Source organism: Streptomyces sp. CAI-85 (assembly GCF_013363615.1).
GTDB lineage: Bacteria > Actinomycetota > Actinomycetes > Streptomycetales > Streptomycetaceae > Streptomyces > Streptomyces antibioticus_B.
Genome location: NZ_JAANNX010000014.1, coordinates 1 through 20494, shown reverse-complemented (window position 1 = coordinate 20494; position 20494 = coordinate 1). Strand labels below are relative to the sequence as shown.

The window sequence follows — 20494 nt, the reverse complement described above, 5'->3', positions numbered from 1 at the left end:
CATCTAGGAGGTGCGCATGGGGGACCGCAAACAGTCGGGGAACGAGGCGTTCCAGGCTTTCGTCATCGGCCGCTGGCCACGGCTGATCCGGACGGCATTTCTCCTCACGGGGGAGCAGCACGCCGCGGAGGACCTGGCCCAGACGACGCTCGAACAGGTCTATGTGGCCTGGAACCGCGTCGCCGCGGCCGACGAACCGGACGCGTATGTCCGGCGCGTGATGATCAACACGCACAGTCGCAGGTACCGCAAGAAACTCCGGGAGTTCCTGGCGCCGAGGGGCGAGGACCCGGGCCTGGCGCACGAGATCGCGGACACCGGTGACCGCATCGCCCAGGCCGACGACCGGCACACCCTGCTCAAGGCGCTGGCCGAGCTGCCGCCGCGGCAGCGGGAGGCGGTGGTCCTGCGGTACTGGGAGGACCTGACCGAGTCGCAGACGGCCCAGGCGATGGGCTGTTCGATCGGCGCGGTGAAGAGCAACGCGGCCAAGGGGATCGCGAAACTGCGCGCCATACCGGGACTGGCGGAGACGGTGACGTACGGGGGGCGGAAGTGATGAGCGCGGACCGGGAGAACCACGACATGACACGGCACGACATCGCCCTCCTGCTGGCCGACGCCGCGGACGAGGTGGAGATCGGTATAGCCCCCACCCAGGCCCTGATCCGCGGCGGCCGCCGCCGCAAGGCCCGGCGCTGGGCGGTGGCGGCCGCCGCGGCCCTGGTGGTGGCCGGCTCGACGGGAGCGCTGGCCGTCACGGGCCTGTCGGGCGACGAGGACCGGACGCTGCCGGCGGTCCTGCCCACGGTCCCGGAGACGCCGAACGCGGTCGAGCCCCAGGGCGGCATCCTGGCGACCGGCACCGACGAAGGCCGGCGGTGGACGGTCTCCATCGACTCGTGGCGCGCCCCGAAGGACACGGCGGACGCTCGGTCCGCGCTGGACGCGATGGCGGGATACGGCGACTACCCCGCCGACGTCCGCACGGAGGCCGACCTGGTGGGCAAGATCGCGTACTTCGTGTACCACACCACGAACAACGCCGTCGGGGAGGACAGTCGGTCCACACTGATCGCGCAGAACCTGGTGCCCGAGGGCGACACCCTGTCGGGCACCGATGTGGAGGCCGCCGCCGTCCCCCTCTTCCCCGAGGACGGCTCCCAGCGCCTTGTGGTCGGCCATGTGGCCAAGACCGCTCAGCAGGTCACCTGCTCCTGGAAGGACGGCACGACCACCACCGTGGAACGGGCCGTGTCCGACGAGATCAACGACAAAGAGACGGTGATCCGGGACCCGAAGGGCTCCCCGTACTCCTGGTTCGTCTGCCTCGCCCCCCGGGGCACCGCCTACCAGTCGGTGGAGGTGACCGGACAGACCTCCCGCTAGGGTGGCGGGCGTGTCGTACACAGGCCCGCCCCTCGATCCGTTCGACCCCTTCGGTGCTCCGCGGCCCCGGCGCTCGCCGCTGCGCCGCGGGCTGACGGTGGCGCTCGCCGTGCTCGTGCCGGGCGCGCTGGTGGGCTGGCTGGCGTACGCCACGTTCGGCCCGGACGGCGAGGGCGACGGGTCCGGCTCGGCCGGGGCCGCCACGGGATCGACGAGCGCGCCGCGCTGGCCGAACCCCGGCAACGGCAAGTCCGGCCTCGCGGCACCGTCCGGTTCCGGTACCGAGACGGACGAGACCACCCCGTCGGACCCCGCGTCCTCCGGTGACGGCTCGCTCGCCGGCAAGGTCGTCGTCATCGACCCGGGGCACAACCCGACCAACGTCGAGCACACGGCCGAGATCAACCGCACGGTCGACATCGGCACCCACTCCAAGGAGTGCGACACCACGGGGACGTCCACCAACTCGGGTTACAGCGAGGCCCGGTTCACGCTGGACGTGGCGCACCGGCTGCGGACGCTGCTGCAACAGCAGGGCGCCACCGTGAAACTGACCCAGGACGCCGACCGGCCCTACGGCCCGTGCGTGGACGAGCGGGCCCGGATCGGGAACGCGGCGCACGCCGACGCGGTGGTCTCGATCCACGCGGACGGATCGGGGGCGGGCAACCGCGGGTTCCATGTGATCCTGCCGGGCTCGGTGCGGGCGGGTGCCGCCGACACCCGTGCCATCGTGGGCCCGTCGAAGGATCTCGGGAAGCTGATCGCGGCCGACTTCGCGGAGGCGACGGGTACTTCCCCGTCCAACTACATCGGCGGCGGTACCGGTCTCGTCACACGTGAGGACCTGGGCGGTCTCAATCTGTCAACGGTTCCGAAGGTGTTCATCGAGTGCGGCAACATGCGCGATAGCAAGGACGCGGCACTGCTGACCAGTGGTGCCTGGCGGCAGAAGGCGGCGCAGGGGATCTCTGAGGGAATCGTGAGTTTCCTGCGCGGGTAGTGGTCAGCGCCCTGATCCGGGCGGACATACCGATCGTGCGGACGATAGTGTCGCCCATACGATGAGGGGCCACCCCCGCGCTTCACACAGGGGCCCGAGGGCGACAGGGTGACAGCGACGCCTCCAGCGACGCGTCTGTGCCGACGCGTAGTGATGACGTACTGATGACGAGACGACTGACGAAGGACCTGAAGTGAATATCCGCTCCCTCACTCGAGGCGACGGCGTGGTGATCGGAGCAGCGGTATTGCTGTTCATCGCGTCGTTCCTCGACAACTACTCGTACGACGGCGACAACGGTCTCGACATGCCCAGCCTCTGGTCGAGCGGACCGGTCCTGCTCGGTGTCGTACTGGCGGGACTGATCGGCGCGGCCCTCATCGTCGTCGCCCGGGGGCTGCCGCAGCCCCGTAAGGTCGCCGGCCTGGAACTGGGCCCGTTCGGCGTCGCGTTCACGCTGTTCGCGGCGTGGAGCGCGCTGGGCAACGTCATCGACCCGGTGGGCGGCCTGGACAACATCGGCAACGGCTTCGGCTCGGGCGGTCCCGACGCCGGTGTGGGCCTGATCCTCGCCCTGGTGGCCACGCTGATCATGGCGGGCGCCGCCATCGCCACCCCCCTGGTCCCCGCTCTCCAGGCCGGTCTGATCCCGGCCCCGTCGCCGGCCGCGCCGCAGCCCTACGGGGCGCAGCCGCCCGCCGGTTACGGCTACCCGGGTGCGCCGCAGCCGGGCGGGTTCGGCGGCGGTCAGCCGCAGGGGCAGCCGCCGTTCGGCGGTCAGCCGGGTCCGGCGCAGCCGCCGGCGCCGGACTTCTCGCCGTTCTGGTTCGCCGTTCCGGTGGCGCGCCCGCTGTTCGGGGAGGACGGCGGGGCGGCTCCGATCGCGGAGCTGGCGCCGGGCACCTGGTACCTCGCGGTCGAGCAGGGCGCCCAGGGTCTCATCGCGCAGACCCAGGACGGCCGTCGCGGTGTCCTGCGGGACACCTCGGGCATCCAGCGCGGCTGAGCAACCCCGCGCGGATCACGCGGACTCACGGCCCCTCGCCCTTCCGGGCGGGGGGCCGTTGTCGTACAGTCGCAGCCACCCCACCCATCTGACGGACCGTCAGGAGGCAGTGATGCGGCTTGGTCTGGCGCTCGGCTACTGGGGCCGCGGCCCCGACCCCCGTCATCTGGAGCTGGCGCGGGAGGCGGAGCGGCTCGGGTACGACTCGGTGTGGACGGCGGAGTCCTGGGGCTCGGACGCCTTCACCCCGCTCACCTGGATCGCCGCGCACACCACTCGGATCGGGCTGGGCACGGCGGTCGCGCAGATGGCGGCCCGCTCCCCCACCACCACGGCGATGCACGCCCTCACCCTGGACCATCTCTCCGGCGGGCGGATGACGCTCGGGCTCGGGCTGTCCGGCCCGCAGGTGGTCGAAGGCTGGTACGGGCGGCCGTTCCCGAAGTCGCCGCTGACCGCGACGCGCGAGTACGTGGACGTCGTACGGCAGGTGCTGCGGCGGGAGGCGCCGGTGGAGCTGGGCGAGGGGCGGTTCCATCCGCTGCCCTACCGGGGTGCCGACGCGACCGGTCTCGGCCGCCCGCTGCGGTCGATCACCCATCCGCTGCGGTCCGGGCTGCCCGTGCTGCTGGGGGCCGAGGGGCCGCGGAACGTGGCACAGACGGTGCGGATCGCGGACGGCTGGCTGCCGTTGTACTGGTCACCGAGCCGGCCGGACGCGTACGGGCCTGGGCTCGCGAGTCTGCCGCCGGGGTTCCGGGTGGCGCCGATGGCCCGCGTGCGGGTCTGCGACGACCTCGCCGAAGGGCTGCTGGCCGTCAAGACCATGCTCGGCTTCTACATCGGCGGCATGGGCCACGCCACCCGCAACTTCCACGCCGACCTGATGGCACGCATGGGGTACGAGGAGGAGGCCCGGCGGATCCAGGAACTGTTCCTGGCCGGCCGGCGCGAGGAGGCGGTGCTGGCCGTGCCGGACGCGTTCGCCGACGAGATCTCGCTGATCGGGCCGCGCGAACGGATCGCGGAGCGGCTGGAGTCGTGGCGCAAGGGCCCGGTGACGGACCTGCTGGCGCTGGCCCCGGACCCGCACACCCTGCGCGTGCTGGCGGAGCTGAACTCCTGACCGAAGGCCAGCACTTGGATTCGGCACTTGGTTTCAGCCGGGCGGGAGCGGCAACCCGACCCGTATGTCCCCTCGCTATCGCAACGGAGCGAACCAGGCCGGGACGGTCATCGCCGTCGTGGCCGATGTCATGGCCCTCATCCTGGGCCTCTGGATCCTCATGTACCTGCTGGACGCGAACCGCGGCAACGACTTCGTGCAGTTCGTGCACGACGTGGCCCGCTGGCTCGCCGGCTGGTCGCACGACCTGTTCACCTTCGACGAGGCATGGGCCAGGGTCGTGGCCGGCTACGGCCTGGCGGCGGTGGTCTACCTGTTCATAGGCCACGCCATAGCCAACAGGGTCCACCGCCACTAGCCCCACTTGTCAGGAGCGCCGCCCCACCCCACCCAGGGGCGCGGGGAACTGCGCGACCGGCCACGACGCACCCGCACGGGCCCTCCGGCCGTATCCCCCGAACCGCCGGAGGCTACCCGCAGCAGTCCGGATCCAGCCCCACCGGCAGCCGCTCCCCCCCGAACACCGCACACGTGGCCTCGTGGCCACCCAGCGCGGCGACGGCCAGGAGCAGCGAGCCCGCCGTCCAGGTCGTCAGTTCGCGGGGCCAGATCGCGTCGTCGTCGAAGACGTAGCCCGTCCAGTAGAGGCCGGACTCGTCGTCGCGCAGGTGCTGGATGGACTGGAGGATCTCCAGCGCCCGGTCGGACTCCCCCATCGCCCAGAGGGCGAGGGCGAGTTCGGCCGACTCGCCGCCCGTGACCCACGGGTTGGGCACGACGCACCGCACCCCGAGTCCGGGCACGACGAACCGCTCCCAGTCGCCCTCGATACGGGACTTGGCCTCGGCGCCCGTCAACGCCCCGCCGAGGACCGGGTAGTACCAGTCCATGGAGTAGCGGTCCTTGTCCAGGAACCGTTCGGGGTGGCTGCGGATCGCGTGCCGCAGCGCGCCCGCGGCCAGCTCCCAGTCCGGCTGCGGCTCCTCGCGCTGTTCGGCGATGGCGAGCGCACAGCGCAGCGCCTGGTGGATCGAGGAGGAGCCGGTGAGGAGGGCGTCCGCGGTGGGCGTGCCGTCGTCGTCACGGCGCCAGCCGATCTGGCCGCCGGGCTGCTGGAGCCGCAGGACGTACTCGACGGCCGCGTAGACGGCCGGCCACATGCGGTCCAGGAAGGTGTCGTCGCCGGTGGAGAGGTAGTGGTGCCAGACGCCGACGGCGAGGTAGGCGACGAAGTTCGTCTCGCGTCCCCGGTCGGTGACGTCGGCGAAGTCGCCGTCGCGGTAGGCGGCGTACCAGGAGCCGTCGTCGTTCTGGTGCCGGGCGAGCCAGGTGTAGGCCCGCTCGGCGGCCTCGTGCTCGCCCGCCGCGTCCAGCGCCATCGCGGCCTCGGTGTGGTCCCACGGGTCGAGGTGGTGGCCCCGGAACCAGGGGATCGCGCCGTCCTCCCGCTGCACGGCGAGGATGCCGGCGACGGTCGCGGCGGCCTGCTCGGCGGTGAGGACCCCGGGCAGGACGAGGTGTTCTGTCCGGGGGGTGGTCACTTGGCCGCCACCCGGGGCAGGTGCGGCTTGGTGGCGTAGGCGACGAAGCTCTTGCCGATCAGCGGGTTGAGCGCCTGTTCGGCGACCCGGGTGGCCAGCGGCTTCTTCATGATGTCCCAGACCAGCAGCTTGTGGTACGCGCGCACCGGCAGTGCCTTGTCGTTGTCGACGCCGAACGCGCACTTGAGCCACCAGTACGGCGAGTGCAGCGCGTGCGCGTGATGGGTGCCGTACGGCCGCAGGCCCGCCTCGCGGATCTTCCCCAGCAGCTCGTCCGCCCTGTAGATGCGGATGTGGCCGCCCTCGACCTCGTGGTAGGCGTCGGAGAGGGCCCAGCAGACCTTCTCGGGGCCGTAGCGCGGGACGGTGATGGCGATGCGGCCGCCGGGCTTGAGGACCCGGACCATCTCGGCGAGCACGCCCTTGTCGTCGGGGATGTGCTCCATGACCTCGGAGATGATGACGACGTCGAAGGACTCGTCGGGGAAGGGCAGCGCGAGCGCGTCGCCCTCCATGGCGGTGGCGGTGGCGCCCTCGGGGGCCTCGCCGGCCTCCTTCATCGCCGCGAACCACTTGGCGACCTCGCGGATCTCGTCGCCGTTCTGGTCGAGGGCCACGACCTGGGCGCCGCGCCGGTAGCACTCGAAGGCGTGCCGGCCGGCCCCGCAGCCGAGATCGAGGACCCGGTCCCCCGGGGCGAGCGGGAACCGGGAGAAGTCGACGGTCAGCACGTGGCCCTGCTTTCGCGATCGGATACAACGTCAACATCTTCGCGGGCCGGGTGCGCCGGTCCGGCGCCGCCCCCCGGCCGGGCCGCCGCGGCGATGGCCTCGCGGTAGCGGACGACGGTGCCCTCGGCGGCCTTGGCCCAGGTGAACCGCTCCAGCACGCGCCGTCGTCCGGCGGCGCCGAGCCGGGCGCGCAGCGCGGGGTCGCCGAGCAGCCGGGCCAGCGCGGCGGCCAGCGCTCCGGCGTCGCCGGGCGGTACGGCGAGGCAGGTCTCCCCGTCGGCTCCGGCGACCTCGGGGATCGCGCCGCCGGTGGTGGCGACCAGGGGGGTGCCGGTGGCCATGGCCTCGGCGGCCGGCAGCGAGAAGCCCTCGTAGAGGGAGGGCACGCAGGCGACCTCCGCCGAGCGCACCAGGTCGACCAGTTCGGCGTCCGAGATGCCCTTGACGAACTCGACGGCGCCTTCGAGGCCGTAGCGCTCGACCGCCTGGGCGACGGGCCCCTCCTCGGGACGCTTGCCGACGACGACGAGGTGGGCGTGCGGGTGCTCGGCGCGCGTCTTGGCCAGCGCCTCGACGAGGAAGACCAGGCCCTTGAGCGGGACGTCGGCGCTGGACGTCGTCACGATCCGGCCCGGGACGACGGGCACCGACGGATCGGGCGCGAACAGGTCGGTGTCGGCGCCGATGTGGACGACGTGGACACGGTCGTCGCGGACGCCGAGGTGGTCGACGATCTCCTGGCGGGAGGTGCCGGAGACGGTGAGCACGGACGGCAGCCGGCGCGCGACCCGCTTCTGCATCCGGGTGAACGCGTACCAGCGGCGCACGGAGTAGCGGCGCTGCCAGCCGTCGGCGGCGTCCAGCTCCAACTGCCGGTCGACGGTGATGGGGTGGTGGATGGTGGTGACGAGCGGGGCGCCGACGTCGCCCAACAGACCGTAGCCGAGCGTCTGGTTGTCGTGCACGACGTCGAACTGTCCGCGCCGGGCGCGCAGATGGCGGCGGGCGCGCAGGGAGAAGGTCAGCGGTTCGGGGAAGCCGCCGGTCCACATCGTCGCCACTTCGAGGGCGTCGATCCAGTCCCGGTACTCGCCGCGCGCGGGGGTGCGGAACGGGTCGGGCTGGCGGTAGAGGTCGAGGCTGGGCAGCTCAGTCAGGGACAGCCGGTCGTCGTGGCCCTCGTCGAGCACCGGATACGGCTGGGAGCCGATGACCTCGACGCGGTGTCCGAGGCGGGCCAGCTCGCGCGAGAGGTGCCGTACGTAGACGCCCTGGCCCCCGCAGAACGGGTTCCCCTTATAGGTGAGGAGCGCGATGTCGAGCGGTCGCTCGCCGTCCGCGGCGAGGTCATGCCGGGACCCCGCCTGACTGGCCTCAGCGGTCACTCCGGGCCCCCTTCTGCCTGCATTGTCCCGCGAGACTACGACGGGACGCTAATCTAGAACAAGTTTCAGACTTGATCGTTCGGGAGGCTCTGAATCTACCGGCAGGTAGGGACGCGGTGAGCAGTGGATCAGGTGATTCACGCCACGGCGGGCCGTGCCCTTCCGCTGTGTGATCACCGGCCCTCACCGACTGTCACGGAACAGGACCCATGCCTGCGGAAGACAGCACCCAGCGCCCCGCCACCGCTCCCTCCCCCGCGCCCGCCGCCACCCCCTCCCCGGCTCTCGGCGCCACCCGGTCCGGGGGCCCCTCCCCGCTCACCGAGCGGCAGGAGGCCCGCCGGCGGCGGATCCTGCACGCGAGCGCCCAGCTCGCCAGCCGGGGCGGTTTCGACGCGGTGCAGATGCGGGAGGTCGCCGAGTCCTCCCAGGTCGCGCTGGGCACGCTCTACCGCTACTTCCCCTCCAAGGTGCATCTCCTGGTCGCCACCATGCAGGACCAACTGGAGCACATGCACGGCACGTTGCGCCGCAAGCCGCCGACCGGCGAACGGGCGGCGGAGCGGGTCGCGGAGACGCTGATGCGCGCCTTCCGCGCCCTCCAGCGCGAACCGCATCTCGCCGACGCGATGGTCCGCGCGCTGACCTTCGCCGACCGCAGCGTCTCGCCCGAGGTCGACCAGGTCTCCCGGCAGACGACGGCGATCATCCTGGACGCGATGGGCCTGGAGGACCCGACGCCCGAGCAGCTCTCCGCCGTCCGCGTCATCGAGCACACCTGGCACTCGGCCCTGATCACCTGGCTCTCGGGGCGCGCCTCGATCGCGCAGGTCCGCGTGGACATCGAGACGGTGTGCCGCCTGATCGACGTGACGGACCCGGAGAAGTGACCGGTACCCGCCCTTCTACTCCTCCGGCGGGAACACGGGCTCGCCGCTCCCCGCCAGCGTCACCATGATCGCCTCCACCGGGCAGCCCTCGGCCGCCGCCAGCACCTGTTCGCTGGCGTCGGTGTCGGGGGCGACCGGGCGGGACTGACGGGCGCTGTCGAGGCGGAACCCGTCCGGGGCGTGATGGAGACACTGGGCGGAGCCGATGCACAGGGAGCGGTCGACCTCGACGTGCCAGCGGTCGCCCGCCCCCACGCCCGGCTGCTCGCGCAGGGGAGTCGCCCCCATGGGTCAGCCCTCCCAGCCCGCCGGGAGGTGGATCATCTTGTGCTCCAGGTACTCGGAGTACCCCTCGGGCCCGAACTCCCGCCCCAGACCGGAGTTCTTGTAGCCGCCGAACGGACCGAGCATGTCGAGACTGAAGGTGTTGACGGAGTACGTCCCGGTACGGACCCGGCGGGCCACGTCGACGCCGTGGGCCACGTCGGCCGTCCAGACGCTGCCGCTCAGCCCGTAGTCGGAGTCGTTGGCGATCTTCAGCGCCTCGTCCTCGTCGCCGTAGGGCAGGAGGCAGATCACCGGGCCGAAGATCTCCTCGCGGGCGATGCGCATGGAGTTGTCGACGTCGCCGAAGAGGGTGGGTTCGACGTACCAGCCGCGTTCCAGGCCGGGCGGACGGCCGCCGCCCGTGAGGATCTTGGCGCCCTCCTCCTGGCCGATGCGGATGTAGTCGAGGCTGCGGCGCCGCTGCCGTTCGGCGACCAGGGGGCCGACCTGGGTGGCGGGGTCCAGCGGGTCGCCGACCACGAGCGCGCTCGCCGCCGCGGCGAAGGCGTCGGCGAACTCGTCGTAGCGGGAGCGCGGGAGCAGGATGCGGGTCTGGGCGACGCACGCCTGGCCGTTGTTCATCCAGGCCGCGGAGACGATGTTGGGTACGGCCGTGGCGAGGTCCGCGTCCGGCAGGACGACGGCCGCCGACTTGCCGCCCAGCTCCAGGGTGACGCGGGTGAGGTTGCGGGCGGCGACCTCCATGACCCGCTTGCCGGCCGCGACCGAGCCGGTGAAGGAGACCTTGTCGACGCCGGGGTGCCCGACCAGGTACTCACTGACCTCGCGGTCGGCCGGGAGCACCGACAGCACGCCCTCGGGCAGCCCGGCCTCGCGGGCGATGTCGGCGAGGATGTAGGCGTCCAGGGGCGATTCGGGCGACGGCTTGAGGATCACGGTGCAGCCGGTGAGCAGCGCGGGGGCGAGCTTGGCGGCGGCGACGAACTGCGGGACGTTCCAGGGGACGACGGCCGCGACCACGCCCACGGGCTCGCGCCGCACGAGGATCTTCCCGAGGACACCGTCGCGCCGCTCCTCGTACGGGAACCCCTCCGCGACCTTGATCGCCGAGTCCCACACCATCATCGCGCCGAGGGCCTGGGCGAGGACGCTCCAGGAGTACGGGGAGCCGTTCTCGGAGGAGATCACCCGGGCGATCTCCTCGTGCCGCACGGCGATCGCGTCCTTGATCCGCCCGACGACGGCGATCCGCTCACCGAGGGACAGCCGGGGCCAGGGCCCTTCGTCGAAGGCCCGCCGCGCGACGGCCACGGCCCGGTCCACGTCCCCCTCGGAGGCATGCGGCACCCGCCCGATGACCTCCTCGGTATGCGGCGAGACCACCTCGATCACACCCTCACCCAGGGGTTCGGCCGGCTTCCCCCCGATGACCAACTGTCCGTGTTCCACGAGCTCGGCCATGTCCACTGCCTTCGCTTCTGACGGTGTTTCAGAACTGATACCAGTTCTAGTTCAAGGAGTCCACGGGTGGAGCGGGAATGCCCCTGACCAGGCGATCAGGGACAGGCGGAGCACATGGGCTCCCGGCCGACGCCTTCGAGTAGGGTCCGGCCATGAACGAGACCGATCCGTCGACGGAAGCCAGGAAGGGCCGAGTGCCCCTGTGGCTGGACCCGGACGACCTGCGCCGACTGGCCACCCACTGCTGCTGCCCCGCGGACGCCTCCGCCGAGGAGAAGGCCCACTGCGACCGGCTCCGCTTCCGCGCCAGCGCGGCACTCCACAAGCACGGGCATTCCCGCTGACCCGGGAAGCCCGCGGGCCACCAGGAGGCGTCCCGCCCGACTCCGACTGGCGTTCCTGCGGGGCAAGTTAGGCATCGAACCCGGTATCGGTCGACTCGGGCACCCATTGGAACTCGTTCTCGTTATAGTGGGCGGATGGTGAGCAGTCGGGGTCAGGTCCGGGCGTACGACCATGGTGGTGGGGTGCGTTCGCTGCGGGTGCCCATTCCGGACAATCCCCTTGGGTTCACCCTCGTGTACGTCGTCGAGACCGACCGCGGGCCCGTGCTGGTCGACACCGGGTGGGACGATCCGGGGGCCTGGGATGTCCTGGCCGACGGGCTCGAAGCGTGTGGTGCGGGTGGTGTCGGTGAGGTGTACGGCGTCGTCATCACCCACCACCACCCCGATCACCACGGGCTCTCCGGCAAGGTGCGGGAAGCCTCCGGGGCCTGGGTGGCGATGCATGCCGCCGACGCCTCCATCGTGCGGCGCACCCGGGAGACCCGCCCCGAGCACTGGTACACGTACATGGCCGACAAGCTCGCCGCCGCCGGTGCCCCCGAGGAACACATCGCGCCGCTGCGCAAGGCCCGCCGTGCCCTGCCCGGGTTCGCCCCCGCCCTGCCCGACCGCGAGATCGTCCCCGGTGAACTGCTCGACCTGCCCGGACGCCGGCTGCGTGCCATCTGGACCCCCGGACACACCCCCGGCCATGTCTGCCTCCACCTGGAGGAGGAGCACCCGGGTGGACTGCCGGGCCATGGGCGGCTGTTCTCCGGAGACCATGTGCTGCCCGAGATCACCCCGCACATCGGCCTGTACGAGGACCCCGACGACGCCACCGTCACCGACCCGCTCGGCGACTACCTCGACTCCCTCGAACGGGTCGGCCGCCTCGCCCCCGCCGAGGTCCTCCCGGCCCACCAGCACCCGTTCACCGACGCCCCGGCCCGGGTCAGGGACCTGCTCGCGCACCACGAGGACCGGCTCACCGGACTGCTCGCCCTGCTCTCCACCCCCCTCACCCCCTGGCAGCTCGCCGAGCGCATGGAGTGGAACCGGCCCTGGGAGCAGATCCCCTACGGGTCGAGGAACATCGCGGTCTCGGAGGCCGAGGCCCATCTGCGGCGGCTGGTGAAACTGGGGCGCGCGGAGGCGGTGACGGGTGGCGAACCGGTGACGTACGTGGCGGTCTGACCGACGGTCCGGCACGGATGCCGTCAGCGTTCACACGGCCGATCCACCGAGTTCACGCCCGCGCCGTACGGTGCCCGCAGAACACCCCGAACCGCACCCCACGACACCCCGCAGCACACCGCCTCGCACCCGTTCCGGCACCCCTGGTGGCATCGCCCATGGACCCGATCGAGCAGCTCCTCGCCGAACGCGCCTGCCGGCGCCTGCTCCTCGACCTCGTCCGGAGCCTGGACCTCGATGAACCCGCCTCCGTGGCCGAGCTGTTCACCGAGGACGGCACCTGGACCTGGCCCGAGGGCGACCGGCGGATCACCGGCCGCGCCGCGCTGCGCGCCCACTTCGGCTCCCGCCCCGCCGCCGAACGGCACACCCGCAGCCGCTCCCTGATGTCGTCCGTGCACGTCGAGGTGACCTCCCCGGACACCGCGACGGCGACCTCGTACTTCACGACCTTCCGGGTCGAACACGACCGTACGGCCGCCGTCGGCGCCGGACCCCGCAACGACCCCCGCCGCGGCGAACCCCCCGCCCCGCCCGCCGCCGAACCCGACGTCCGCATCGGCCACTACGAGGACACCCTCCGCCGTACCCCCGACGGCACCTGGCTGCTCGCGGCCCGCACCCTCTTCCTCCCCCGCGGCGGACCGGCGCCGCTCCTCTAGAGCCCGGCCACCGACCGCACCAACTCCCCAGCCGTGCCCAGGAGTTCGATCTCCTCCCGGCTCATCGTCGGATTCGCCGCCCGCCGCCGCAGCGCCTCCACCAGACCGTCCTCCGTCAGCCCTGCCTCCTTCAGCCCTCCCTCAGTCGGCCCTCCCTCCGTGCGCGCGGACGGATCCGCGAGCAGCGCCGCCAGCATCACGCCCGCCGGTGCGGCGAACGGCCCCGCGGAGACGGCGACCTGCGCGAGGATCACCGCCGACATGCCCCAGTCGAGACCCGGTTCACCCTCCGTCGCCTCGGCCCAGTCGATGACCCGGGGACCGTCCACCGAGAGGATGACGTTCTCCGGGTGGAGATCGAGATGCAGGACGTGCGCGTCGGCCGAGGTCAGCCCCGGCACGGCGTGCAGCTCACGCAGCAACCGGGCGAGGAGCGCGCCCGCCTCCACCGGGTCCAGCGCACCGGCCGCGAACGCCTCCACCATCGTCGGCCCGTCCACCCGCTCCATCACCAGATCGGTGGGCGCACCGGGGGACGGCCGTACGGCGGGCGCCGGATACCCGTGCGCGCGGACGTGCGCCATCAGCGCCCCCTCCGCCGCCGCGTCCCCGTACCCCTCACGGTCGCGGCGCAGCACCCACGCCTCGTCGAGCTCGTACACGTCGGCCGTACGGCCCGAACCGAGCAGTCTGCCCGGGGCGCCCGGCCCCCTCCCCGTCGCACTCATGCGCCGAAACCTACGCCCGGACCGCCCCACCGCACAGCCGCCCCTCAGCCTCCCGGCTACCTGCGGGTAGAGTGACCGCGTCGTATCACGCTCGTACGGGGGGAAGCCGGTGCAATTCCGGCGCTGACCCGCAACCGTGAAGCCACCCCGTGGCCAGCCGGACCGCCTCGTACGGGATCGTGACCGGCTCATGCGCGTCGGCGAGCCCGCCGTCGCGCGGCACCGTCGAGGAATGCGGAGCCGAGCCGCCGGGGTGTCCCGTGCTGCCCGGCTCCCCGACCGGGAGAGGCACCCGCCGATCATGAAGTACCGTCACCGCGCAGCGGCCCTGGCCGCCACCGCCGTCGTGCTCGCGGGCGCCGGCCCGGCCGCCGCCGCAAGCTCGTCGCCGGCCCCGTCGCCCACCCCGTCGGTGGCCATACCCGACGGCCTCTACGGCACGACCGACCCGACCTACGACGGCGTGTGGCGCCAGTCGCTGGCCCTGCTGGCGCAGGAGTCGGTGGGCGTGACCCCGGCCGACAAGGCAGTGGCGTGGCTGGCGGGCCAGCAGTGCGCGAACGGCGCGTTCGCCGCGTTCCGCGCCGAGGCCGGCGCCGGCAAGCCCTGCGACGCCAAGCTGATGGTGGACACCAACAGCACGGCCGCCGCGACCCAGGCGCTGGCCGCCCTCGGCGGCCACGACGCCGAGGTCCGCAAGGCCGTGACCTGGCTGAAGTCCGTCCAGAACGCCGACGGCGGCTGGGGCTACACCCCCGGCGGCGCCAGCGACGCGAACTCCACCTCGGTCGTCGTCGGCGCCCTCGCACAGGGCGGCGAGACCGTGCCGAACCTGCGCAAGGACGGCAAGTCCCCGTACGACGCCCTGCACGCGCTCGCCCTGCCGTGCGACGGGAAGGACGCGGGCGCGTTCGCCTACCAGCCCGGCAAGAAGGGCGAGTTGGCGGCCAACGCGGACGCGACCGCGGCGGCCGTGCTCGGCCTGCTGGGCGAGCCGCTGACCGGCAGCCGCCAGGACGACTCCGCCTCCCCCGCCGCCTGCACGGCCTTCGACGCCTCCAAGGAGCCCGAGAAGGGCGCCGCGAACGGCGCCGGCTGGCTCGCCGAGGCCATGGCGAAGGACGGCCACCTCACGTCCGCGCTGCCCGGCGCCGAGGACCAGCCCGACTACGGCAACACCGCCGACGCGATCGTCGCCCTGTCCTCGTCCGGCCTGAACGACCAGGCCGAGGCGCCCCTGCGCTGGCTGGAGGGCAACTTCGCGCAGTGGGCGAAGGACAGCGGTCCGGCCGCCTACGCCCAGCTCGTCTTCGTCGCGAACGCGACCCGGGGCGCCGACGCCCGGGACTTCGGCGGACAGGACCTGGTCGAGCTGCTGAACGCGACGGGCCCGGCCCCGAAGGCCGTGGAGAAGAAGGACCAGAGCACGGCGTCCGCCGAAAAGAAGGACGACGACAAGGGGCTGAACGCCGCCTACACCATCGGCGGCGGTCTCCTCGTCGGCGCGGCCATCGGCTTCGTCCTCATGGTCCGCGGCCGGAAGCGGCGCCAGTCGTGACACCCGGGCGATCCCTTCACACCGACGGCCGTCACGCCGACGGCCGCCGCGCCGCCGCCACGCGCGTCCTGCTCCTGGCGCTGACGCTGCTGCTCCTGGTCCCCGCCCAGGCGCAGGCGGCCGGTTACCGGTACTGGTCCTTCTGGGACCGGTCCGGCGACCGCTGGGTCTACGCCACCCAGGGTCCGTCCACCGCGCGCCCCGCCGACGGCGACGTCCAGGGCTTCCGGTTCGCGGTCAGCGCGGACTCCTCCGACGCGGACCAGCCGCGCGGCGCGGCGTCGTTCGACGCGATCTGCGCGCGGACGCCCGCGAAGGACGGCACGAAGCGGATCGCCCTGGTCATCGACTTCGGTACGGCGGCGGACGCCCCGTCCGGCGAGACCCCGCCCGCCGCCCGCTCGGCCTGTGCCCGGGTCTCCCCCGACGCGACCACGGCCGAGGCCCTCGCCTCGGTCGCCAAGCCCCTGCGCTACGACACCTCCGCCATGCTCTGCGCGATCGCGGGCTACCCCCGGACGGGCTGCGGCGAGCAGGTGTCGTCGTCCGACGGCACCCCCACCGCCAAGGGCGAACAGCAGAACGACGACTCCGGCCCGTCCGTGGGCCTGATCGCGGGCGGCGCGGTGGTCGCCGTGCTGGCCGGCGCGGCGGTCTGGCAGGCACGGCGGCGGAGGAATGGCTGACGACGGCCGCCCCGGCGGCGGGGCGGTGCGCCGGAAGTCCACGCTCAGGGGGCCGGTGCGCCGGGAGCCGGTGCGGGCGCAGGGCACCCCCCTGCACCCCGCCGCCTGGTGGGTGTGGGCGCTGGCGCTCGGCACCGCCGCCACCCGCACCACCAACCCGCTCCTCCTCGCCCTGCTCCTGGCCACCTCGGCGTACGTCGTCACGGCCTGCCGCCCGCAGACGCCCTGGGCGCGCTCCTACTCGGCGTTCCTGAAGCTGGCCCTCGCCGTCCTCGTCATCCGGCTGGTCTTCGTCGTCGCGCTGGGCTCCCCGGTCCCCGGCACGCATGTGATCGTGACGCTGCCCGAGGTCCCGCTCCCGGACTGGGCGCAGGGCATCCGGCTGGGCGGCGCGGTGACCGCCGAGGGGGTCCTGTTCTCCCTCTACGACGGTCTGCGCCTCGCCACGCTGCTGGTCTGCGTGGGCTCCGCGAACGCCCTCGCCAGCCCGTCCCGCCTGCTCAAGACGCTGCCCGGCGCGCTGTACGAGACGGGCGTGGCGGTGGTCGTGGCGCTCACCTTCGCGCCGAACCTGATCGCCGACGTCCAGCGGCTGCGGGCCGCGCGCCGGCTGCGGGGGCGTCCGGACCGCGGGGTGCGCGGCCTCCTCCAAGTCGGCCTGCCGGTCCTGGAGGGCGCGTTGGAGCGTTCCGTCGCCCTCGCCGCCGCGATGGACGCGCGCGGGTACGGCCGTACCGCCGACGTCCCCGCCCCGGTCCGCCGTACGACGACCGCGCTCACCCTGGGCGGACTGCTCGGCATCTGCGCGGGCACGTACGGCCTGCTCACGGCGGCCGGGGCGGACTACGGTCTGCCGCTCCTCCTGGCCGGGGTCACGGCGGCGCTGGCCGGGCTGCGGCTGGGCGGCCGCCGCTCGCCCCGCACCCGTTACCGTCCGGACCGCTGGACGCCGCGTGCCTGTCTGGTCGCCGGGTCCGGTGTGGCGGTGGCCGCGCTGCTGACGGTCGCGTCCGGCACCGATCCGGAGGCCCTGCACCCGGGGGTCGTCCCGCTGACGGCGCCCACGCTGCCCGTGTGGCCCGCGGCGGCCGTACTCCTCGGGCTGCTGCCCGCGTTCCTCGCCCCCGCGCCTTCCAAGGAGCCGTCGTGATCCGCTTCGAGAACGTCTCCGTGACGTACGACGGCGCCTCCGAGCCGACCGTGCACGGCGTCGACCTCACCATCCCCGAGGGTGAACTCGTCCTGCTCGCGGGGCCGTCGGGGGTCGGCAAGTCGACCCTGCTGGGCACGGTGTCGGGGCTGGTGCCGCACTTCACGGGCGGCACGCTGCGCGGCCGGGTGACCGTCGCCGGGCGGGACACCCGCACCCACAAGCCGCGTGAACTCTCCGACGTCGTGGGCACGGTGGGGCAGGACCCGCTGTCCCACTTCGTGACCGACACGGTCGAGGAGGAGCTGGCCTACGGCATGGAGTCGCTGGGGCTGGCCCCGGAGGTGATGCGCCGCCGCGTCGAGGAGACCCTCGACCTGCTCGGCCTCGCCGCCCTGCGCGACCGCCCCATCGCCACGCTCTCCGGCGGCCAGCAGCAGCGCGTCGCGATCGGCTCGGTGCTCACCCCGCACCCCCGCGTCCTGGTCCTCGACGAACCGACCTCCGCCCTGGACCCGGCGGCCGCGGAAGAGGTCCTCGCCGTCCTCCTCCGCCTGGTCCACGACCTCGGTACGACGGTCCTGCTCGCGGAACACCGCCTGGAACGCGTCCTCCAGTACGCCGACCAGGTGGCCCTCCTCCCCTCCCCCGGCACACCCCCGCTCCTGGGCACCCCGGCGGACATGATGGCCGTCTCCCCGGTCTACCCCCCGGTGGTCGCCCTGGGCCGCCTGGCCCACTGGACCCCGCTCCCCCTCACAGTCCGCGACGCCCGCCGCCGCGCCACGGATCTCCGGGAACGCCTGGCTGTCCTGACCCCGACCGGCGGGAAGCCCCAGGCAGCCCCTACGACGGCCGACACCCGGACCACTCCCACGGCTCCGGCGACCGGCACGGGCCCGGCGACCACCGCAGACGCGACGACCGACGCGGATCCCACGTGCACAGCCGACCGAGCAACCACCGCAGCCCCGGCAACCGCCGACAGCCCGACCACCCCCGCAGACCCGGCAACCGCCGACGGTCCGGCCACCGCCACCGCCTCGGCGACGGCCGACGGTCCGGCCAACGCCACAGACCCGGCAACCGGCGAGGACCCAGCGAGCACCGCGAGCCCGGCCATCGCCGCAGACCCGACGAACGCCAGCGGTCCAGCCACCCCCGCAAGCCCGGCGAGCAAGCCCACCCGAGCCGCCGCCGTCCCGACCACCACCGCCGCCCCCGCCCCAGCCACCGACATCGACCCGGCAAGCGGCGGCACCCCTGCCACCGTCACCGCCACCGCCACCGCCACTGCCGCCGACCCCGCCTCCGGCGGCGAAGCCATCGAGCCTGCGCCGTCCGCCATCGTGTCTCCGTCCCCTGCGCCCGCGACCCGCCCCGTCGCCGCGCCCCGGTGGCGCCTCTTCGGGAAGCTCGCCGGTGGCGGCCGGGACGGCAGCCGGGCCAGGACCCCCGGGCAGCCGCCGACACCCGCCCCGACAGACCCCGCACCCCCCGCCGCCGAGATCCGCGCCCTCTCCGTCCGCCGAGGCCACGTCCAGGCGCTGCGCCGCATCGGGCTCACCCTCGTCGCCGGGGAGACCGTGGCGCTCATGGGACGGAACGGGGCCGGGAAGTCCACCCTGCTCTCCACCCTGGTGGGGCTCGTCGAGCCGTCCGCCGGGACCGTCGAGGTCGGCGGGGTCACCCCGCACCGCACCTCGCCCCGGGACCTGGTCCGCCGGGTCGGTCTCGTCCCGCAGGAACCCCGTGACCTGCTGTACGCCGACACCGTCGCCGGCGAGTGCGCGGCCGCCGACCGGGACGCGCAGGCGGAACCCGGCACCTGCCGTGCCCTGGTCTCCGAACTCCTCCCCGGCATCGCGGACGACGTCCACCCTCGCGACCTCTCCGAGGGCCAGCGCCTCACCCTCGCGCTCGCCGTCGTCCTGACCGCCCGCCCGCCACTCCTCCTCCTCGACGAACCGACCCGCGGCCTCGACTACGCGGCCAAGGCCCGCCTGGTCGCCGTACTGCGGGAACTGGCCGCGGCAGGACACGCGATCGTCCTGGCCACGCACGACGTGGAACTCGCCGCCGAGCTGGCCCACCGGGTCGTCCTGCTCGCCGAGGGCGAGGTGATCGCCGACGGACCGACCGCGGAGGTCGTCGTGTCGTCCCCCTCCTTCGCCCCGCAGGTCACGAAGATCCTCGCCCCGCAGGAGTGGCTCACCGTCGCCCAGGTGCGGGAGGCCCTCGCATGAGCGCCGTACGGCTCGGCCCCCGCTCCCTGCTCTCCCTGGCCCTGGTCAGCGCGGTCGGGGTGATCGCGTTCACGTGGCCGTTCCTCGCCCCGCCCGCCTCCACCCTGAACGCCCACGCCCAGGACGCCCCCTGGCTCTTCGCGGGCCTGCTGGTGCTCCTCGTCGCGGTGGTCGCGGCGACGATCTCCGAGTCCGGCCTCGGCGCGAAGGCGGTCGCCATGCTGGGCGTGCTGGCCGCGACGGGCGCCGCCCTGCGGCCGATCGGCGCGGGCACGGCCGGTATCGAGCCCATGTTCTTCCTGATGGTGCTGAGCGGCCGCGTCCTCGGCCCGGGCTTCGGCTTCGTCCTCGGCTCGGTGACGATGTTCGCGTCCGCCCTGCTCACCGGCGGTGTGGGCCCCTGGATGCCGTTCCAGATGCTGGCGATGGGCTGGTTCACGATGGGCGCGGGCCTGCTGCCCGGCCGGTCGGGCCTGCGCGGCCGTACCGAACTCGTCCTGCTCGCCGCGTACGGCTTCCTCGCCGCCTTCGCCTACGGCACGGCGATGAACATGGCGGGCTGGCCCTTCATGGGGACGCTGGCCTCCCACATCGCCTTCGACCCGGACGCGGCGGTCCCCGCGAACCTGGCCCGGTTCATCGCGTACTGCGTGGCGACCTCGCTGGGCTGGGACCTGGGCCGGGCACTGGTGACGGTCGTCCTCACCCTGACCCTCGGCCCGTACGTGCTCAAGGCGCTACGCAGAGCGACCCGGCGGGCGGCGTTCGAGACCGCGGTCACGTTCGAGGACCGCTGACCGGTGAAGCACCCCACATGACCCACATCACCTACGATCCACCCTAGTGGGACATAACGGACGCCATGGGCATGCCATAACCGCCCCTGACCTGCACATTGAGAGCCAGCTCACACGGACACCCGCACCGGCGAATACGACCACAACTAGCAAAGAGGGTCATTGCGGACGCCTGTCCGGGGTGCTTATCTGGACAACGTCGCACGGCGCCGACAAGCCCACGGGCCTCGGCGCCGACGCATGCACGGTGGATTCACCTTGCACTGCGGGCGACTGCCACGTCCCCGAAGAAAAAGGTTCTCTGTGTCCGTCTCCGTCATCCGC

Annotated in this window: 21 protein-coding genes and 1 riboswitch; of the genes, 15 read left to right on the top strand and 6 right to left on the bottom strand. The window is 73.2% G+C overall.

Features of this window, described 5'->3' with window-relative positions:
• The first annotated feature begins 16 nt into the window (after window positions 1–16).
• The 6 genes from G6W55_RS18170 (at window position 17) to G6W55_RS18145 (ending at window position 4882) form a co-directional block, all read left to right on the top strand.
• Window positions 17–559 carry a SigE family RNA polymerase sigma factor gene (locus tag G6W55_RS18170; RefSeq protein ID WP_175521898.1) on the top strand — a complete coding sequence of 181 codons (543 nt, stop codon included), beginning with the start codon at window positions 17–19 and terminating at the stop codon, window positions 557–559.
• Window positions 559–1389 carry a hypothetical protein gene (locus G6W55_RS18165; RefSeq protein WP_175521897.1) on the top strand — a complete coding sequence of 277 codons (831 nt, stop codon included), beginning with the start codon at window positions 559–561 and terminating at the stop codon, window positions 1387–1389. The genes G6W55_RS18170 and G6W55_RS18165 overlap by 1 nt, the downstream gene beginning before the upstream one ends.
• Before the next feature lie 10 nt (window positions 1390–1399).
• Complete coding sequence (locus G6W55_RS18160; protein ID WP_175521896.1) at window positions 1400–2392, top strand: N-acetylmuramoyl-L-alanine amidase; 993 nt, start codon at window positions 1400–1402, stop codon at window positions 2390–2392.
• Window positions 2393–2585: 193 nt separating this feature from the next.
• A complete protein-coding gene (locus G6W55_RS18155; protein ID WP_175521895.1) occupies window positions 2586–3398 on the top strand; it encodes a DUF5336 domain-containing protein in 813 nt (270 codons plus the stop codon).
• A 112-nt stretch (window positions 3399–3510) separates the two neighbouring features.
• The gene (locus G6W55_RS18150) at window positions 3511–4524 is read left to right on the top strand and encodes an LLM class F420-dependent oxidoreductase (RefSeq protein WP_175521894.1); all 1014 of its coding nucleotides are present in this window, start codon (window positions 3511–3513) and stop codon (window positions 4522–4524) included.
• 64 nt (window positions 4525–4588) lie between these two features.
• A complete protein-coding gene (locus G6W55_RS18145; RefSeq protein WP_175521893.1) occupies window positions 4589–4882 on the top strand; it encodes a hypothetical protein in 294 nt (97 codons plus the stop codon).
• Between the two features lie 112 nt (window positions 4883–4994).
• Here G6W55_RS18145 and G6W55_RS18140 read toward each other — a convergent pair whose 3' ends face one another.
• The 3 genes from G6W55_RS18140 to G6W55_RS18130 are packed head-to-tail and all read right to left on the bottom strand — an operon-like array spanning window position 4995 to window position 8181.
• Complete coding sequence (locus G6W55_RS18140; protein ID WP_078633319.1) at window positions 4995–6065, bottom strand: prenyltransferase; 1071 nt, start codon at window positions 6063–6065, stop codon at window positions 4995–4997.
• On the bottom strand, window positions 6062–6796 hold the full coding sequence (locus tag G6W55_RS18135; RefSeq protein WP_078633320.1) for a class I SAM-dependent methyltransferase: 735 nt from the start codon (window positions 6794–6796) through the stop codon (window positions 6062–6064). Before G6W55_RS18135 ends, G6W55_RS18140 begins: the two co-directional genes overlap by 4 nt.
• Entirely contained in the window at window positions 6790–8181 is a 1392-nt protein-coding gene (locus G6W55_RS18130; protein ID WP_309243754.1) for a glycosyltransferase family 4 protein, read from the bottom strand. The genes G6W55_RS18135 and G6W55_RS18130 overlap by 7 nt, the downstream gene beginning before the upstream one ends.
• A gap of 209 nt (window positions 8182–8390) precedes the next feature.
• Between G6W55_RS18130 and G6W55_RS18125 the strand changes: the two genes are divergently transcribed.
• On the top strand, window positions 8391–9071 hold the full coding sequence (locus G6W55_RS18125; protein WP_175521892.1) for a TetR family transcriptional regulator: 681 nt from the start codon (window positions 8391–8393) through the stop codon (window positions 9069–9071).
• Window positions 9072–9086: 15 nt separating this feature from the next.
• Here G6W55_RS18125 and G6W55_RS18120 read toward each other — a convergent pair whose 3' ends face one another.
• Window positions 9087–9359 (bottom strand): ferredoxin, encoded by a 273-nt coding sequence (locus G6W55_RS18120; RefSeq protein WP_085208814.1) that lies wholly within the window; start codon window positions 9357–9359, stop codon window positions 9087–9089.
• A 3-nt stretch (window positions 9360–9362) separates the two neighbouring features.
• Window positions 9363–10820 carry an aldehyde dehydrogenase gene (locus G6W55_RS18115; RefSeq protein ID WP_175521891.1) on the bottom strand — a complete coding sequence of 486 codons (1458 nt, stop codon included), beginning with the start codon at window positions 10818–10820 and terminating at the stop codon, window positions 9363–9365.
• Between the two features lie 152 nt (window positions 10821–10972).
• On the opposite strand from G6W55_RS18115, the gene G6W55_RS18110 reads away from it, so the two are divergent.
• The 3 genes from G6W55_RS18110 to G6W55_RS18100 all read left to right on the top strand — a co-directional run bounded on the left by G6W55_RS18110 (window position 10973) and on the right by G6W55_RS18100 (window position 13005).
• Complete coding sequence (locus G6W55_RS18110; protein WP_175521890.1) at window positions 10973–11164, top strand: hypothetical protein; 192 nt, start codon at window positions 10973–10975, stop codon at window positions 11162–11164.
• Window positions 11165–11299: 135 nt separating this feature from the next.
• Window positions 11300–12343: an MBL fold metallo-hydrolase gene (locus tag G6W55_RS18105; protein WP_175521889.1), complete on the top strand. Its 1044-nt coding sequence runs from the start codon at window positions 11300–11302 to the stop codon at window positions 12341–12343.
• Window positions 12344–12501: 158 nt separating this feature from the next.
• Window positions 12502–13005, top strand: a complete 504-nt coding sequence (locus G6W55_RS18100; RefSeq protein WP_175521888.1) for a nuclear transport factor 2 family protein — start codon at window positions 12502–12504, stop codon at window positions 13003–13005.
• Here the strand turns inward: G6W55_RS18100 and G6W55_RS18095 are convergent.
• A complete protein-coding gene (locus tag G6W55_RS18095; protein WP_175521887.1) occupies window positions 13002–13733 on the bottom strand; it encodes a phosphotransferase in 732 nt (243 codons plus the stop codon). The genes G6W55_RS18100 and G6W55_RS18095 overlap by 4 nt on opposite strands.
• A gap of 100 nt (window positions 13734–13833) precedes the next feature.
• Window positions 13834–13897, top strand: a riboswitch (cobalamin riboswitch).
• Window positions 13898–14034: 137 nt separating this feature from the next.
• On the opposite strand from G6W55_RS18095, the gene G6W55_RS18090 reads away from it, so the two are divergent.
• From G6W55_RS18090 to G6W55_RS18070, 5 genes are all read left to right on the top strand, one after another.
• Window positions 14035–15291 carry a prenyltransferase/squalene oxidase repeat-containing protein gene (locus tag G6W55_RS18090; protein WP_175521886.1) on the top strand — a complete coding sequence of 419 codons (1257 nt, stop codon included), beginning with the start codon at window positions 14035–14037 and terminating at the stop codon, window positions 15289–15291.
• A 68-nt stretch (window positions 15292–15359) separates the two neighbouring features.
• Window positions 15360–15977, top strand: a complete 618-nt coding sequence (locus G6W55_RS18085; protein WP_175521999.1) for an SCO2322 family protein — start codon at window positions 15360–15362, stop codon at window positions 15975–15977.
• Window positions 15970–17127 carry an energy-coupling factor transporter transmembrane component T gene (locus G6W55_RS18080; protein ID WP_175521885.1) on the top strand — a complete coding sequence of 386 codons (1158 nt, stop codon included), beginning with the start codon at window positions 15970–15972 and terminating at the stop codon, window positions 17125–17127. The genes G6W55_RS18085 and G6W55_RS18080 overlap by 8 nt, the downstream gene beginning before the upstream one ends.
• Window positions 17124–19373: an ATP-binding cassette domain-containing protein gene (locus tag G6W55_RS38745; RefSeq protein ID WP_175521884.1), complete on the top strand. Its 2250-nt coding sequence runs from the start codon at window positions 17124–17126 to the stop codon at window positions 19371–19373. The genes G6W55_RS18080 and G6W55_RS38745 overlap by 4 nt, the downstream gene beginning before the upstream one ends.
• Window positions 19370–20170, top strand: coding sequence for an ECF transporter S component (locus G6W55_RS18070; protein ID WP_037877226.1), 801 nt, complete (start codon window positions 19370–19372; stop codon window positions 20168–20170). The genes G6W55_RS38745 and G6W55_RS18070 overlap by 4 nt, the downstream gene beginning before the upstream one ends.
• Window positions 20171–20494 lie beyond the last annotated feature (324 nt).